Here is a 12,923-nt window from a genome sequence, read left to right as displayed (position 1 = left end):
GTCATCCTTCGGGGTCCGTGCGGACGAGGGTTGCGGTGGAGCGGGCGGTGACGGAGAAGTCCCCGAAGCCGAACCCGTCGAGGAGGATGGGCTCGTAGGTGTCGTGGACGGTGACGGTGATGGTCTGCCCGTCGGCGGAGACGAGGGCGCTGCCGTCGGCTTCGGCCTGGCGCAGGAAGTCGGTGGCGGCCTGCTCGGCGCCGGCGGGGTCGACGACGGTGCCGTGGCCGCCGATCGCGTCTGCGGGGTCGATCTGCTGGCCGGCGGCGCGGGCGGCTTCGGCGGCCAGGTCCTCGCTGTCGGCGGAGGCTTTCATATAGCGGCCCATGTCGGCCATGAGCGCGAGCAGGCCGATCATGATGATGCCGAAGCCGAGGAAGTACAGGGTGACGGATCCGCGATCGGACGCGGTGTTCGTGCGGAGAGCGTGCAGCCACCGTGTCACGGGGTGTCCTCCTCGTCGTCTCGGCTGGCGTACTGATCAACTGAGCTGACGCGGGTGGCTTCGAGGGTCTTGGAGCCGGGCATGCCGGGCACCGTGAGCTGGGAGAGCGGGACGGTGCAGGTGACGGTGGCGGTGACCTGGCCCGCTTGCCCCACGTCTGTGGGGAAGTTGCTGGTGTCGATCGTGATCGATGAGTCTGCGCAGGTGTTTCCGGCTTGGCGCAGGGAGGATATGGCGGCGTTCTGCCCGGCTACTTCGGCGCCTTCTGGTGCATCTGCGCGGCTGGCCGCGCGGGCGGCGGCGGCCGCTGCGTTCGCGGTGGTGGTGTCGCCGATCCCGGCCAGTCCGTACGCGGCGAAGAGGGCCAGCGCGGCTAGGACGACGGGGATGCAGATGAGGGCTTCGAGCGTGTAGTAGCCGCTGTCGTCCTGCAGCCGCGTGTGCCAGGGACCGCGGCGGCGGCCGCGCTGGGGGGTGTGACGTGGGGTGCTCTGGCTCATTGTTCGACGACGTCCTCGGCGCTGCGGCTGATCGAGAAGTCCAGGAACGGCAGGAAGTTCATGGCTTCGGCGTCGACGGTGATGCGGACCGTCTGGCTGGTGGACCCGGTGGTGGAGACATGCGGGTTGCGCACGATGCTGATGTCGGCGAGCCAGCTCTCGGCGCGCTCCGCGCCGGCGGCGGGGGTGGACTGGTACGAGGAGCCGGTCTCGGCGCCCTTGCGGGCGGCGGTGGCGGCGGCGGAGTCCGCGAGGTACCACATCCCCATCTGGAGGGCGGCGCACAGCACGATGAGCAGGATCGGCGCCAGGACCAGGAATTCCAGGGTCCCGATGCCGGCGTCGCTGTTCATGTGCGTCAGGCGCCGCTGCCAGAGCTGTCTCAGCCGTGCTCGCATTGCTACTTGCCTACGGCGGACTCGAACTCGGCGATGAGGCCGTCGAGGGCGCCGTTGAAGGCGAGGGTGAACGCGGCGGCGGCGAGGAGGATGACTCCGGCGAGGGTGAGGGCTTCCAGGGTGCCGAAGCCGCCCTCGCGGACGTCGCGGTCGCTCATGCGGCGCAGGCGGGTGTGCCAGGCGGTGTGCAGGCGTCGGGCGGCGCGGGTCCGGAGTCGGGTGTGGGACATGGCAGGTATCTCCTTGTTCATGGTGGGGAGTTCAGCGGCGGCTAGCGGTTGGTCAGGCCGAGCAGCGCGGGGTAGGCGAAGACGGCGAAGGCGATGGCGAAGACCAGGGTGGAGGGAAGCGGCAGCTTCTCGTAGGCTCCGGCGGCTTGGGCCTGTTTGTCGGTGCGCAGCCGGTTGCGGAGCGCTTTGGCCTGGGTGTCGAGGGTTTCGACGATCTTCGCTCCCTCGCTGGCCAGGGAGAACGTCTCGGCCGGGGCGGCCAGTTCGGGGACGTCGAGTTCGTCGCCGAGCTGCTTGAGTGCGTCCCACTGGTCGACGCCGGCGAGGTCGGCGCGGTTGAGCGCGAGGCGCATCCGCGTCAGGATCCAGTGGTCGCCGACCTGCACGGTGCGCAACAGGGCTGCTTCCACGCCGACGCCCGCGTTGCGGGCCAGTTGGGCGCGTTCCAGCACGGAGGCGATCGCGATGCGGAACTGCAGGCGGCGCTGCTTGGCCTTGAGCCGTACGTCGTGGTCGGCGTTGAACCAGATCACGAGGGCCAGCAGTACGGACACGAACAGCAGGGGCACGGCCAGTTGGGGTGCGCCCGCGGCAAGCAGCAGCGCGTTGAGGATCTGCGGCATGGCGAAGGCGGCGAGAGTGCCCAGGACCTTCGTGCCGACGTGCTCGGCCGGGGTTTTGCCGAGGATCTCCAGGTCGGCGCGAGGCACAGTGAGCAGGTGCCCGAAGCTCGCCAATGCCTTGTGGCCGGCCTGCTCGACCAGCGGCATCTTCTCCCCTGCGGGGACGCGCCGGGGTGCGGCGGCCAGGTGGGGGTTCTCCAACCGGTCCAGGATCGCGTCGGGGTCGGGGCGGGACGGCAGTGCCTCGCGCACCAGGAGGTAGAGGCCCGCTCCCAGCAGGGCGCCGAAGATGAGCGCGGCAGGCGAGAACATCACGAGAAGGCTCCCTTCGCGGGCGCGGGTACCGCGGCGTTACGGAGTTGGGCCTGGGCGGCCTTGGCGGGCAGCGGGTCGAGCAGGCGCGGGTCGGGCGGGGTGACGGCCATGCGGCGCAGCCACCACAGGGCGGCGATGAACCCGGCGGACAGCGCCACGAGCACCAACTGGCCGGTCGCCGTGCGGTACACGTCGCCCCAGGAGGTACCGGTGACGAGGTAGAGGACGAACCCTATGCAGATCACCGACACCCAACGGGTGGACTGCCGTGCACGGTTGCGTTCGGCGTCGATGGCGCTCAGCGCGGTCGCTTCGGAGGCGGTGAGCTGCGACATCGTCTGCAGCGCGCGGGTCAGTCCGCGGCCGTGGTCTTTGGTGTGGGCGAGGAAGAGCAGGGCCACATTGTCGACGGCGCCGTCGGCGAACTGGTCGGCGAACTGCCGGTAGGCGAAGGTCGGGTCGACGCCCATGCGCAGCCGGGCGGCCAGGGTGCGGACCTGCGGGCGGATGATCTGCGGGCAGCGCGTCGCGGACGCGGCGATCGCGGTCTCCAGGGTCGCGGAGGACTGGTGCATGCCGGCGAGCTGCTGCAGCCACTCCGCGATCGCTTCCAGGCGCTGTACCTGGCGCTGTGCGGTTCCGGCCGGGTTCCACACCCAGGGGAAGCCCAGGACGGCCACGGCGACCATCAGCCCTTGGATCGGGCGCAGGGTGTAGGCCCAGGTGAGGATGGCGGCGACGGCGGCCACGATGCACAGCAGCCGGTAGCGGGTGGCCCAGGCCTCGGGCATCGTCGCGCGCATCCGCTGCCACCGTTCCTGGGCGCGGGAGGCTGGGCGGGCCGGGTCGTCCTCGACGCCGCGCAGCCCGGTGATGGCCAGGAGCAGGCCGGTGACGATGAGGGCGCCGAACAGGGCGGCGAGCAGGCTCCATTGGGTGGTGTTCACGAGGCCCTCCGGATCTCGGTGGGTACCAGGTCCAGCGGGCGCCGCCAGGCGGCGCGCTGCGGGGTGAGCCAGTCCAGGTCGAAGCCGGCGTTGACGAGATCGGTGCGGCAGCCCTCCGAGGGGCGCATGTTGAACACGCCGCGCGGGTCATGCTCGGTGGGGGCAAAGACGTGCTGCGTGCTGGGCGCTCCGTTCTCGCCGGGCCGGAGTTCGGTGATGTGGGAGACGAAGCGGTGCACGCGGCCGCCGATGCGCCGTTGGTCGATCTTGCGGACGAACACAACGAAGTGCACGCCCGTGGAGACGAGTTCGTGGACGGAGTCGCGGGTGCGGTTGCGGCACAGCGTGACCAGGCGCGGCACGACGAGGTCGGGGTGGTCGGCGTGGAGCGTGCACATGGTGCCGCGGCCGCCGGCGGACATCGCCTCGAGCATGGCGTCGGCCTCGTCGCCACGGACCTCGCCGACGATGACGCGGCCGGCGGCGGTGCGCAGGGAGTGGGCGAACATGTCGCTCACGCCGATCCTGCCGACTTCCTCGCCGCTGGAGTCGATCTCGCCGTTCGAGTAACGGGCCTCAAGCGCCAGGGCGTGCGGGGTGGCACCGTGCTGGTAGCCCTCTTCGAGGTAGAGCTCCTTGTCGGACTCCAGGACCGTGATCCACTCGTCCGGCGGGATCAGGCGGGCGAGCACGCGCAGCAGCGACGTCTTCCCGGCGCCCATGTTTCCGCAGATGAGCAGGTTCTTCCCGGACAGCACCAGGGAGTAGAGGAACGCCGCCATCGACTCGTTGACGGTGCCCCACTGGATCATCTGGTTCATGTCGGCGCTCTTGGTGCCGTGCCGACGGATCACGAGGTAGGGCTCGTGGGCGAGCAGGCCGGCCTCGGCGCGGGAGCCGTCCGGCAGCCGGAACGACGCCATGGGGCTGGACTGCGACAGGCGTCGCTCGCGGTGCCCGGAGTTCTTCGCGAGCTGGTTGATGAACGCCTGCAGGTCCGCGGGGTCGTCGACCACCGGATCCACCTGCTCCGTGGGCCGGTTGCGGTAGGCGACCAGGGTGGTCATGCCGGAGATCCGGATGTTCTCGACGTCCGGGTCGTCGAGGTAACGCTGCAAAGGGCCTGCGCTGAACACCAGGTCGTACACGGCCTGGATGACCGCGTCGACCTGCGCCGGCGTCATCGGCGTCCGGGCCGGGTTCTCCTTCACGGCCCACTGCGACACCTGCTTGGCGACCAGGTGCCGGGCGCGTTCGCGGCGCGCGTCCTCGGTCGGCATCGGATCGTCGTCGTCGGCCGTGGAGATGGTGTCGGCGACCCGGTCGCGCAACATGGTGATGTCGGCACGGGACACCGGCAGCGCCCCTGGCAGGCCCTCGACGTGGGTGTGCTGCGGTACGGCGGCGGCCGGGGGCGCGGGCGGTGCCTGCGCGGGGAGTTGAGCGGACGGCGGCATCGGTCCCGGGGGGCCTGTCGGTGCTGGCGGTGCCGCGGGCGCGGGTGGCTGGAGGGAGCCGCGCAGCAGGTCCGACAGGCGCTGGGGCTGCTGCTGGCCGTTGGGGTACTCAGCCACGCGGGACCTCCTGGCCAAGCTGCGGAACCTGTTGCCGGGAGGCGGCCAGGCGCTGCAGCACCCCGGCCACCACGGGCGAGCTGACCGCCGCGGGCGGCATCTGCAGCCGCAGACGACGCGTACGGACGTCGACGGCCAGCTGCTCGCACGCGGTGCGGGCCTGCTTCGCGAGCGGCGCCTTCGCGAGTTTCACCGGGCGCTCCGAGCCGTGCGTGAACAGCTGCGCGGTCGCCGGATCCCACGGCAGCATCGCCACCACGGGGGCCTGCAGGCGGCGGGCGATCGCGTCCGAGCGCATCCCGTGGGAGCGGCTCTCCTCCGCGATCATCACGATGCGCAGGGCGTCGGCGCCGGTCCCGGAGCGGTCGAGTTCCTCGCGCAGCGCGGCGGCGACCGGAACGGTCTGGGCCACCGACGTCAGCGTGTTGCGGACGACGAGGAGCACCATGTCGGCGCGGTGCAGCAGCGCTGCCGGATACAGGGTGGGGTGCACGCGTCCGGGCTCGGCGACGAGGCGCCCGGCGTCGACGAACACGTCGTACCCGGCGCCCTGGTCCATCACCTGGAGCAGCCCGGCCAGCGGCTCCCACGTACCGGCGAGCGTGGCGGCTTGGAGGGGGTCGGTCAGGCCGGGCAGGATCCACCGGTTGCCCTCGGAGTCCATGGCCCGCAGGTGGGTCTCGAAGGCTTCGGCCAGCTGGTCCTGGAGCTGTGCCTCGGCGAGGTGCCACAGGCCGATCTCCGGTCCCCAGCGGCCCTGTTGGAATCCGTGGCGGATGCTGCCCTGCGAGCAGTCCGCTTCCACGAGCAGGGACACGTTCGGCGCGGACAGGGTCAGGGCGAGGGACGAGACGGTCGTCCCGCAGCTGTGCGCGGAGGTGATCACGGTTACCGACATGCTCAGCCCTTCGCAACCAGCACCAGGCCGAGCTTGCCGTCGACGGCCTGGGAGGCGACGGTGCTGCTCTGGTCCTTCGGTACGGCGATCTGCACCACGGTGTTGCCGGATGTGTCGGGGCGTCCGACCTTCACCACACGGCCGGTCACCTCTTCGGCGACCGGGTCCTTCGACGGGCTGGCTGGGCGGTCTGCTTCCTCCTGCGCGGGCACGACGCGCACGGTGTCGGCGGGCTCGAGCGCGTCGACGGGGGCGCGGCCGCGCTCGACCTCGACGGCGACGAGTTCCTCGTCGGCCTTCAGACCGTTGCCGTCCTGGAGCTGTCCGTCGGTCAGCAGTGAGCCCTCGGTCAGGCGGACCGAGGTGTGGCGGCCCACCAGGTTCTTGCGCTCGCTGGCGGCGATGGTCTTCAGCGCGGCTTCTTCGGGCAGCGCGACGACGCGCAGGTCCTGCAGGGTGAGGGCCTGTCCGGAGGGGACGTCGCGGGCGACGGCCAGGACGTCGGTGCGGTCGGTGGCGCTGTTGAGGAGCCACGACACCCCGAGCGCTCCGCACAGCACCATCACCGCTCCGCCGGCCATGCGCGAGCGGCTGCGGCGCCGGGGCGGCAGCGGATCGGAGATGCCGATCTCGGGTCGTACGACGGATCCCTGGGCGGGCGGCGCGGCGGCCGGCGCGGGAGTCCTGGAGTTCTTGAGCTTCACGTGCTTGGTGCCTTTCCCGCGTTGCTAGTCGAGGACCTTGAGCTCGCCCACGGAGACGGCGAAGTCGGTTTCGCGGACCTCGGTGAACTGCCCGGTCTCACCACCGCCGTTGACCTGCCACTCGACCGTCCAGGTCGCGGTGGCGGTCCCCTGGTACTTGCCGTCCGGCTCGCCCTTGGACGGCATACGGAAGAGGTGCCCGCAGTCCGGGGACTCCTTCATGCCGTACGACTCCTTGTAGGGGGTGCCGGGGCCGTCGCAGTGCACGCTGTCGCTGCCGTCGCCCAAGTTCCACTCGATGTCGGTGACTTCGGCGTTGGCTGTCACGGTCACCGAGCCTGCGGTCGCGGTCGCGCTGTTCGGCCCGTACGTGGTCGCGCCCTGGTTGACCCACAGCCACATCGGCACGCCGACCGTGTACTTCCCGGTCGCGCGAGGGCTGGCGATGTCGGGGCCGACGAGCTTCATCTGGTCGACGGCCTGGCGGGCGACGACCTCGGGGTCGATCGCGGGCGCGGCGGGGGCGCCTCCGGCCGGGATCCAGGAGATACCGACACGGCCGGTGTCGGGGCAGATGATGCGGTAGACCGCACCCTTCTGTCCCGGCTTGCGGTCCTCGTACACGGCGTTCGCTTTGGGAGGCTGCGGCTTGAGCTTTTCGTACGTGCACTTCGGGGCAGCGTTGCCGCGCTTCTTCTTCGCTGCAGGCTTCGCTCCTTCCATCCCGCTCGCGCCGGGCCTGACTGCTGACTCCTTGGCGCAGACGGTGACGTTGAGGACGGAGCCCTTGCAGCCCGGGTCGTTGCCGACCGCCGGGCCGTCGTCGGCAAGCGCTGTGGGCGCGGTGGTGAGGAGAAGGGCTACGGAGGCAGCCGCTGTGGCTGCCGGCCTCAGCACTTCCGCTCCCCGTGCGGGGTGTACTTGGTGATCATCCAATGGCCGTCCCACCGCTCCAGCTCGGCGGTTGCCTTGTAGCGCGTGGGCTGGTTGCTGGGCAGCGGGATGATCTTCTTGGTCTTCGTGTCGTAGGTCTGCCACTTCGACAGGTCCACGCAGTCCTCGATCACGGCGGAGGGCTGCTTAGCCGTGGTGTCGACCTGCGTGGCCTCGGCCTCGTGGCCCAAGGAGCCCTTGATGACCGTGCCGTTCTTCTTCATCTGCGCGAGGTCGAGTTCGAACTGGCCGAGCGCGTGAAGGGTGGCGTACCTCTCCAGCTTCGTTCCCTTGGCGCTGGCGACGCGGTAGGACTTCATGAGCTCGACCCACATCGCGTCGTACGCCGCGAGGACGGCCTTCTTCTCGGCGGCCTGCGGGTCCTTGCTCTGCGTCGGCTTCGGCTCGGGCTTCGAGGAGCTCGAGCTCGGCTTGGGGTCCGCGTCGGTGGCGTCGGCGCAGCCGGACACGGTCAGCGCGAGTGCGGCCAGCAGGATCGTGGCGACTGTGCGGCGCGTGCGCGCCGGTCGCAGACGATCTGTGAATGGTGCGGTGGTCAACTCGCCCTCCCCGTTACGGCCTGTCACCGTGGTGTTCATTGGTGCTGGTGGTGTGTGTGAGGGTGCGGGCGGGCGATTCTCGTCGTGCCGAATGTGGCTCGTCACCTGCTTGCCCCGTTGTCCTAGTCACGTTACATAACCCCCTGTCAAGTGCCCAGTGGCTATTGCTAGTTGATTGCACGACTTCGTCATACCTTGTGTCGAAAAGTGCATTTCTTGGCTGGGTTTGGGTGGTCACCGTACGGGCAGCCAGCGGCCCTGGTCGTGGGTGAGAACAACTTGGCCGAGACGGCCGTCTTCCACCGGCGACGAGTCGCGGGCCCCGGCCCACACGAGGCGGACCTCGACGCGGTTGTCCTTGAGGTCGGTGGCACGGGCGATCGCCGCCTGGATCCGTACGTGCCGGAAGGGCGAGCGCAGCGGCTGGTCGGTGAAGTACCCCGGCCATCGTGCTCGGTTCTTGCCGGTGACCTCGGCTTTCCAGATCTGTGTGGCGAGCTCGACGAGCTCTCTCTCCGTGCTGCGGGCCAGGTTGGGGGTAGAGGCGCGGTCGAGGACGCGTTGTACGGCGCGGTCGCCGGCGCGCCCGTCGCCTGCCACCGGGACGCCGGTGAGCGCCGTGCGGGGGTCGCTGCCCTTGTCGTCCGGGACCGTCGACTCTTCGCCTCCGGTGGCTGGATCGCTGTCCTCGGGTGCCGGGTCGTGCGTGCGCTGTTGAGCTGCGGGCCGGGCGGTGCGGTCGTCGGCTGGGGTCTCGACGGGCTGGAGAAGTACGAGGCCGGTCAGGATGCAGGCCGTGGCGGCCAGGAGCGGTACGACGACGGAGCGGCGGCGCGGTGTGTCAGCGGAGGTGGTCATACGAGACGGCTCCCTCCCGCATACGCGTGATCCCAGACGGGCTCGGTGCGGACCTTGGTTCCGGGCCGGGGCGCGTTGACCATCTGTCCGTCGCCGAGGTAGATCCCGACGTGGTAGATCGTCGCGTCGCTGTCCGGGTCGTACGCGAAGAAGACCAAGTCCCCGGGCTTGAGCGCCTTCAGTCCGGCTTCGGCGGGGATGCGCTGCCCGCGTCCGGCCTGTTGGGCCGCGGTGCGGGGAAGGCGGATGCCGACCTTGGCGTAGGCGTAGAGGGTGAGGCCAGAGCAGTCGTATCCCTTGATGTGGACACCGGACTTGCCGCCGGGTGAGCAGCAGATCCCGGTGCTGGGGCCGTCGGCGTCGCCGCCGCCCCAGGAGTACCGCTCGCCTCGTTCGGCGAGGGCTGCGTCGATGACGGTGCGGACGCCGCCGCTGGTGTCCTGTCCGAGGCGGATGGTGCCGTCGCCGAGCTGGGTGTAGCGGTCGATGCGGGCGAGGACGTCGGCGACGTAGGCCTGGGAGCGGTTGTACTGGTAGATGGCGGACTTGAGCTGGCTGCGGTCGGCGAGGTTGCGGCCGTTGCCGCAGAGGTAGACGGCGGCGCCGAGGGCGGCGTCGGCGGCGTTGTGCGGGTCTTTCACGTTGTCACCGTTGGCGTCGCGACCGGTGCCTGCCCAGGTGGAGGGCAGGAACTGGAAGGGGCCGATGGCTCGTTCGCCGCTCGAGGTGCCGTCGTAGCGGCCGTTGTCGGTGTCGGCGAACACGCTCGTGTTGCCTCCGCCTCCGGTGCCGTTGAGGAGGATGCCGTAGATCTTCGGGCGGATGTCGCCGTTGGCGGCGACGGTGCGGCCGCCGGCGTGGTTGGACTCGATGGCGGCGATACCGGCCAGGATCGGCCAGGACATGCCGTCGCATTTCGGTGCGTGTTCGGGGAGTTGGGCTGTGGCCTGCTGGTAGGCGGCGAGCATCCGCGGCGGGATGCCGGCGACCTTGCCGACCAGCTGTGTGTCGGGAGCAGCCGGGGTGCGGGCGGCTGCGACGAGGACGCACACCAAGGTCAGCAGGACCAGGCCGATCAGGACGGCTGAGCAGCCGAGGGCCTTCTTCACTGGCGCTCCCACGGGAACCGGCGGGTCCACACTTCCTCGCGTACGTGGCCGTCGTCGGTCAGGCCGCCGTAGTAGCGGGGGTTGCCGTGTTCGTCGAGCCAGGTGTGTTCCCAGGTGCGCAGCCGGTTGGCATTGGTCAGCGGCTGGGAGACGGCCTCGTACGTGCGGCGCGCGGGAGTGGTCAGGTCGTCCAGGCCGTCGCGGCTGTCGCGCTTCCACAGCTCTGCGACGTGCTGGTAGTGGCTGCGCTGGCGGCTGAGTTCCTCGTGCAGGCCCTGGGAGAGCCTGCTCTCGGCACGCCGGACGCGGGTCCAGGTCGCGGGCAGTCCGATGGTGGCGTGGTAGGCAGCCTTGCTGCTGCCGACGAGGACGCGGCCGGCGCGTGTGCGCTTGAGGCCGGCTTCGAGGCGGGTGCCGATCGGGCTGAACCCGCTTTCGGGTGAGGCGTCGTTGAGGACGAGTCCGGTGCGGCCGTCGACCACCGTAGGGGCGGTCGTTCGGCCGGTGTGGCCGGACTGGGGCAGGGCGTCCTTCGCTCGCTTGGGGCCGATCAGGACGGTGTGCGCGGCACGGGCTCCGAGCGCGAGTGGAGCGAGGGCACGGCGTCCTTCGGCCTGGGCCTCGCTGAGCAGCGCTGCGGGATGGCCAGGCAGGCCGGTGGGGTCGCCCAGGGCGCGGAGGCTGGAAGTGAGGGCGGAGTGGCGGGACAGGAACGAGAGATGGGCGGGTGAGGCGCCCATCACTGCGGCGCCGGCACCGTAGTTGAGGGAGGAGAAGGCGGCCGCGGTGGCGGCCGAGTTCTCGCCCATGGTGTGGCTGCCGCCGATGCGGGCGTAGCGCATACGGGCGGCGATGCGCTGCCCCAGCGACTGGCCGGTCTTGAGCATGACCCGGTGCGCGGCGAGCAGAGTGATGGCAAGGCCGACCAGGGTGAGCAGGCGCTCCATCAGGGGGGTGCTGTTGTCGGCGAGGAGCGCGGCGGCGGCGATGCCGAAGAGCGGGATGATCAGGGAGACGCCGACGAGGACGAGCATCGCGGCTGCGAGGATGCCGACCCATTTCCACAGCGCGGCGCGGTTGGGGCCGGGCAGGAGCGCCCACGTGAGGACGGCCAGGGTGGCGACGGCAGCCAGGGCGCAGGCGATCTGGGCGGCGAACAGGGCCAGGACCATGGCCAGGAGGACGACGAAGACGATGCTGGTGGCGACCAGGACGAGTACCGAGCCGAGGCAGCGCTCCCAGGTGGGCGTTTTCATGTAGGCGGTGATGGCCTTGGCCTCGTTGCCCTTGCCCTCGAAGGGTTCGTAGGGGCTGTGGACGTTCGCGCTTTGGAGGCAGTGGTCTCGTACGGGGCCTTGGAGGGGGGCGTCCAGGGAGTTGCAGTCGACTCCGTCGACGGTCGTCTTGTTCTTCTTCGGGTCGACGACTTGCTTGTGGGCCTTGTAGAGGGGGTCGTCCTTGTCGATGTGGCGCCCGTACTGCAGGAGCATGTAGGGCTGCACGACGAGGGTTTCCGTGAGGGTGCGGGTGATGGGCCGGGACACGTCCGCGGCCGCGAGCGGCCGCTCGCCGCTGAGGCAGGTGTCGCGCGCCGGCCCGGCGACGGCGTCGCAGGCCGCCTGGCGCTGCTTCCTCTTCTGCGCGTCGGATGCCGCCGGTGTCTGGTCGGAGGCTGCCTCCTGGCAGGCGTTCCGTGCCGGGCCGGTGATCAGGTCGCACGGGTCGGCGCCTTTGGTCTTGTCGCCGCCGTTCGCGGTGATCGAGGCCGCTTCCAGGGCGAGGCGCTCTGTCTGCTGGATCGGTCCGTCGTATCCGAGCAGGACGGTGGGGCGTACGAAGGTGGTCGCCGCGAGCGCGCCGATCACCAGGGTCAGCATGATCTCCCCGGCGCCGCGGGCGACGCGGCCGCGCATCACGAGGATGAGGCCGAACACGAAGGCCCATGCCGTGAAGACTCCGGCCATGCCCAGCGGTCCGAGGACGTCGCGTTCGTAGGCGTCGGAGACGTTCTGCGCCGGGCCGGCCAGCTTGTCCAGAACGGGGAAGCGGTAGGCCCAGTCGATGAGCCAGGACCCGAGTCCGGTGAGGGTGCGTGAGATGGCGAAGCTGCCGGTGAGGACGAAGCTCTTGACGGTGTCGGCTGGGCTTTCACCGTTGGCGACCAGTTCGTACCGGTCGATCGGGACGCCTTCGGAGGTGTCGACGTTGAGCGGGTCGAGGAGGTCTCCGGACGGGCTGGCGCCGTCGGCGGCGAAGGCCGGTGTGCTCGCGGCGGCCGTCGCGAGGACGGTCAGGGCGGTCAAGGTCGCGGCGGTGCGCCACCGCGTGGTGGCGCGCCTCATGCCTTCCTCCGGGTCAGGAATCGCACGACGACGATGCCGATCACGGCGGGGGCCAGGAGCAGGGCGGCGGACGGGTTGAAGCCCGACGGGGCACCGGACTTGCCCTTGGCACAGTAGTCGTGGGCGGGGCCGACGATCAGGTCGCACGGATCGTCCTCGTGTGCGGGAGTGGAGGCAGCCGTGGCTGTGGGCTTCGCGCCGGGGGCTGCGGCGCCTTCCGGGCCGGGGGCGGGTTGTGCGCTGCGGGGGAAGGCGTTTCCGGTCTGGGGCCACCAGGCCTCGGGGACGCCGTGGGACAGCACGAGCACGGCGGCGACGGCGGCCGCGGTAAGCAGGACGGTCAGGGCGCCGGACAGCCGTGGGCGGCGGGTGGAGAAGGTGTCGCTCATCGCGTACTCCCGGGATGAAGAGGTGAGGGCCAACGCGGGTGCCTGGGCGTCTTGTTCGGCGGCGGGTGCGCGGAGTGGAGGGTGGGGCATGGACGTGC

15 protein-coding genes are annotated in these 12,923 nt (G+C 70.6%); all 15 read right to left on the bottom strand.

Annotation, left to right across the window (positions count from 1 at the left end):
- Position 1 precedes the first annotated feature (1 nt).
- The 15 genes from QIS96_RS31620 to QIS96_RS31550 all read right to left on the bottom strand — a co-directional run bounded on the left by QIS96_RS31620 (position 2) and on the right by QIS96_RS31550 (position 12,915).
- The gene (locus QIS96_RS31620; protein ID WP_282546265.1) at positions 2 to 445 is read right to left on the bottom strand and encodes a pilus assembly protein TadG-related protein; all 444 of its coding nucleotides are present in this window, start codon (positions 443 to 445) and stop codon (positions 2 to 4) included.
- The gene (locus QIS96_RS31615; RefSeq protein ID WP_282546264.1) at positions 442 to 945 is read right to left on the bottom strand and encodes a hypothetical protein; all 504 of its coding nucleotides are present in this window, start codon (positions 943 to 945) and stop codon (positions 442 to 444) included. The genes QIS96_RS31620 and QIS96_RS31615 overlap by 4 nt, the downstream gene beginning before the upstream one ends.
- Positions 942 to 1,298, bottom strand: coding sequence for a TadE/TadG family type IV pilus assembly protein (locus QIS96_RS31610; protein WP_282546263.1), 357 nt, complete (start codon positions 1,296 to 1,298; stop codon positions 942 to 944). Before QIS96_RS31610 ends, QIS96_RS31615 begins: the two co-directional genes overlap by 4 nt.
- Positions 1,299 to 1,345: 47 nt before the next feature.
- Positions 1,346 to 1,573 (bottom strand): hypothetical protein, encoded by a 228-nt coding sequence (locus QIS96_RS31605; RefSeq protein ID WP_282546262.1) that lies wholly within the window; start codon positions 1,571 to 1,573, stop codon positions 1,346 to 1,348.
- A gap of 41 nt (positions 1,574 to 1,614) precedes the next feature.
- Positions 1,615 to 2,511 carry a hypothetical protein gene (locus tag QIS96_RS31600; protein ID WP_282546261.1) on the bottom strand — a complete coding sequence of 299 codons (897 nt, stop codon included), beginning with the start codon at positions 2,509 to 2,511 and terminating at the stop codon, positions 1,615 to 1,617.
- Positions 2,508 to 3,458, bottom strand: a complete 951-nt coding sequence (locus tag QIS96_RS31595; protein ID WP_282546260.1) for a type II secretion system F family protein — start codon at positions 3,456 to 3,458, stop codon at positions 2,508 to 2,510. The genes QIS96_RS31600 and QIS96_RS31595 overlap by 4 nt, the downstream gene beginning before the upstream one ends.
- The gene (locus QIS96_RS31590; protein WP_282546259.1) at positions 3,455 to 5,032 is read right to left on the bottom strand and encodes a CpaF family protein; all 1,578 of its coding nucleotides are present in this window, start codon (positions 5,030 to 5,032) and stop codon (positions 3,455 to 3,457) included. The genes QIS96_RS31595 and QIS96_RS31590 overlap by 4 nt, the downstream gene beginning before the upstream one ends.
- On the bottom strand, positions 5,025 to 5,930 hold the full coding sequence (locus QIS96_RS31585; RefSeq protein WP_282546258.1) for a MinD/ParA family ATP-binding protein: 906 nt from the start codon (positions 5,928 to 5,930) through the stop codon (positions 5,025 to 5,027). Before QIS96_RS31585 ends, QIS96_RS31590 begins: the two co-directional genes overlap by 8 nt.
- A 2-nt stretch (positions 5,931 to 5,932) precedes the next feature.
- A complete protein-coding gene (locus QIS96_RS31580; RefSeq protein ID WP_282546257.1) occupies positions 5,933 to 6,634 on the bottom strand; it encodes an SAF domain-containing protein in 702 nt (233 codons plus the stop codon).
- 24 nt (positions 6,635 to 6,658) lie between these two features.
- Positions 6,659 to 7,531 carry an ATP/GTP-binding protein gene (locus QIS96_RS31575; RefSeq protein ID WP_282546256.1) on the bottom strand — a complete coding sequence of 291 codons (873 nt, stop codon included), beginning with the start codon at positions 7,529 to 7,531 and terminating at the stop codon, positions 6,659 to 6,661.
- A complete protein-coding gene (locus tag QIS96_RS31570) occupies positions 7,525 to 8,127 on the bottom strand; it encodes a hypothetical protein (RefSeq protein ID WP_282546255.1) in 603 nt (200 codons plus the stop codon). Before QIS96_RS31570 ends, QIS96_RS31575 begins: the two co-directional genes overlap by 7 nt.
- 234 nt (positions 8,128 to 8,361) lie before the next feature.
- Entirely contained in the window at positions 8,362 to 8,985 is a 624-nt protein-coding gene (locus QIS96_RS31565) for a hypothetical protein (protein WP_282546254.1), read from the bottom strand.
- Positions 8,982 to 10,094: a C40 family peptidase gene (locus QIS96_RS31560; protein WP_282546253.1), complete on the bottom strand. Its 1,113-nt coding sequence runs from the start codon at positions 10,092 to 10,094 to the stop codon at positions 8,982 to 8,984. Before QIS96_RS31560 ends, QIS96_RS31565 begins: the two co-directional genes overlap by 4 nt.
- Positions 10,091 to 12,436, bottom strand: a complete 2,346-nt coding sequence (locus QIS96_RS31555) for a hypothetical protein (protein ID WP_282546252.1) — start codon at positions 12,434 to 12,436, stop codon at positions 10,091 to 10,093. The genes QIS96_RS31560 and QIS96_RS31555 overlap by 4 nt, the downstream gene beginning before the upstream one ends.
- Complete coding sequence (locus tag QIS96_RS31550) at positions 12,433 to 12,915, bottom strand: hypothetical protein (protein WP_282546251.1); 483 nt, start codon at positions 12,913 to 12,915, stop codon at positions 12,433 to 12,435. Before QIS96_RS31550 ends, QIS96_RS31555 begins: the two co-directional genes overlap by 4 nt.
- Positions 12,916 to 12,923: the final 8 nt, after the last annotated feature.

The sequence above is a fragment of the Streptomyces cavernicola genome, assembly GCF_029968035.1.
GTDB lineage: Bacteria > Actinomycetota > Actinomycetes > Streptomycetales > Streptomycetaceae > Streptomyces > Streptomyces cavernicola.
This window is presented reverse-complemented; position numbering and strand designations above follow the sequence as displayed.

Coding starts and splice junctions, on each gene's coding strand:
- QIS96_RS31615 (WP_282546264.1), bottom strand. CDS start 945: ATGAGCCAGAGCACCCCACGTCACACCCCCCAGCGCGGCCGCCGCCGC.
- QIS96_RS31610 (WP_282546263.1), bottom strand. CDS start 1,298: ATGAACAGCGACGCCGGCATCGGGACCCTGGAATTCCTGGTCCTGGCG.
- QIS96_RS31605 (WP_282546262.1), bottom strand. CDS start 1,573: ATGTCCCACACCCGACTCCGGACCCGCGCCGCCCGACGCCTGCACACC.
- QIS96_RS31585 (WP_282546258.1), bottom strand. CDS start 5,930: ATGTCGGTAACCGTGATCACCTCCGCGCACAGCTGCGGGACGACCGTC.
- QIS96_RS31565 (WP_282546254.1), bottom strand. CDS start 8,985: ATGACCACCTCCGCTGACACACCGCGCCGCCGCTCCGTCGTCGTACCG.
- QIS96_RS31555 (WP_282546252.1), bottom strand. CDS start 12,436: ATGAGGCGCGCCACCACGCGGTGGCGCACCGCCGCGACCTTGACCGCC.
- QIS96_RS31550 (WP_282546251.1), bottom strand. CDS start 12,915: ATGCCCCACCCTCCACTCCGCGCACCCGCCGCCGAACAAGACGCCCAG.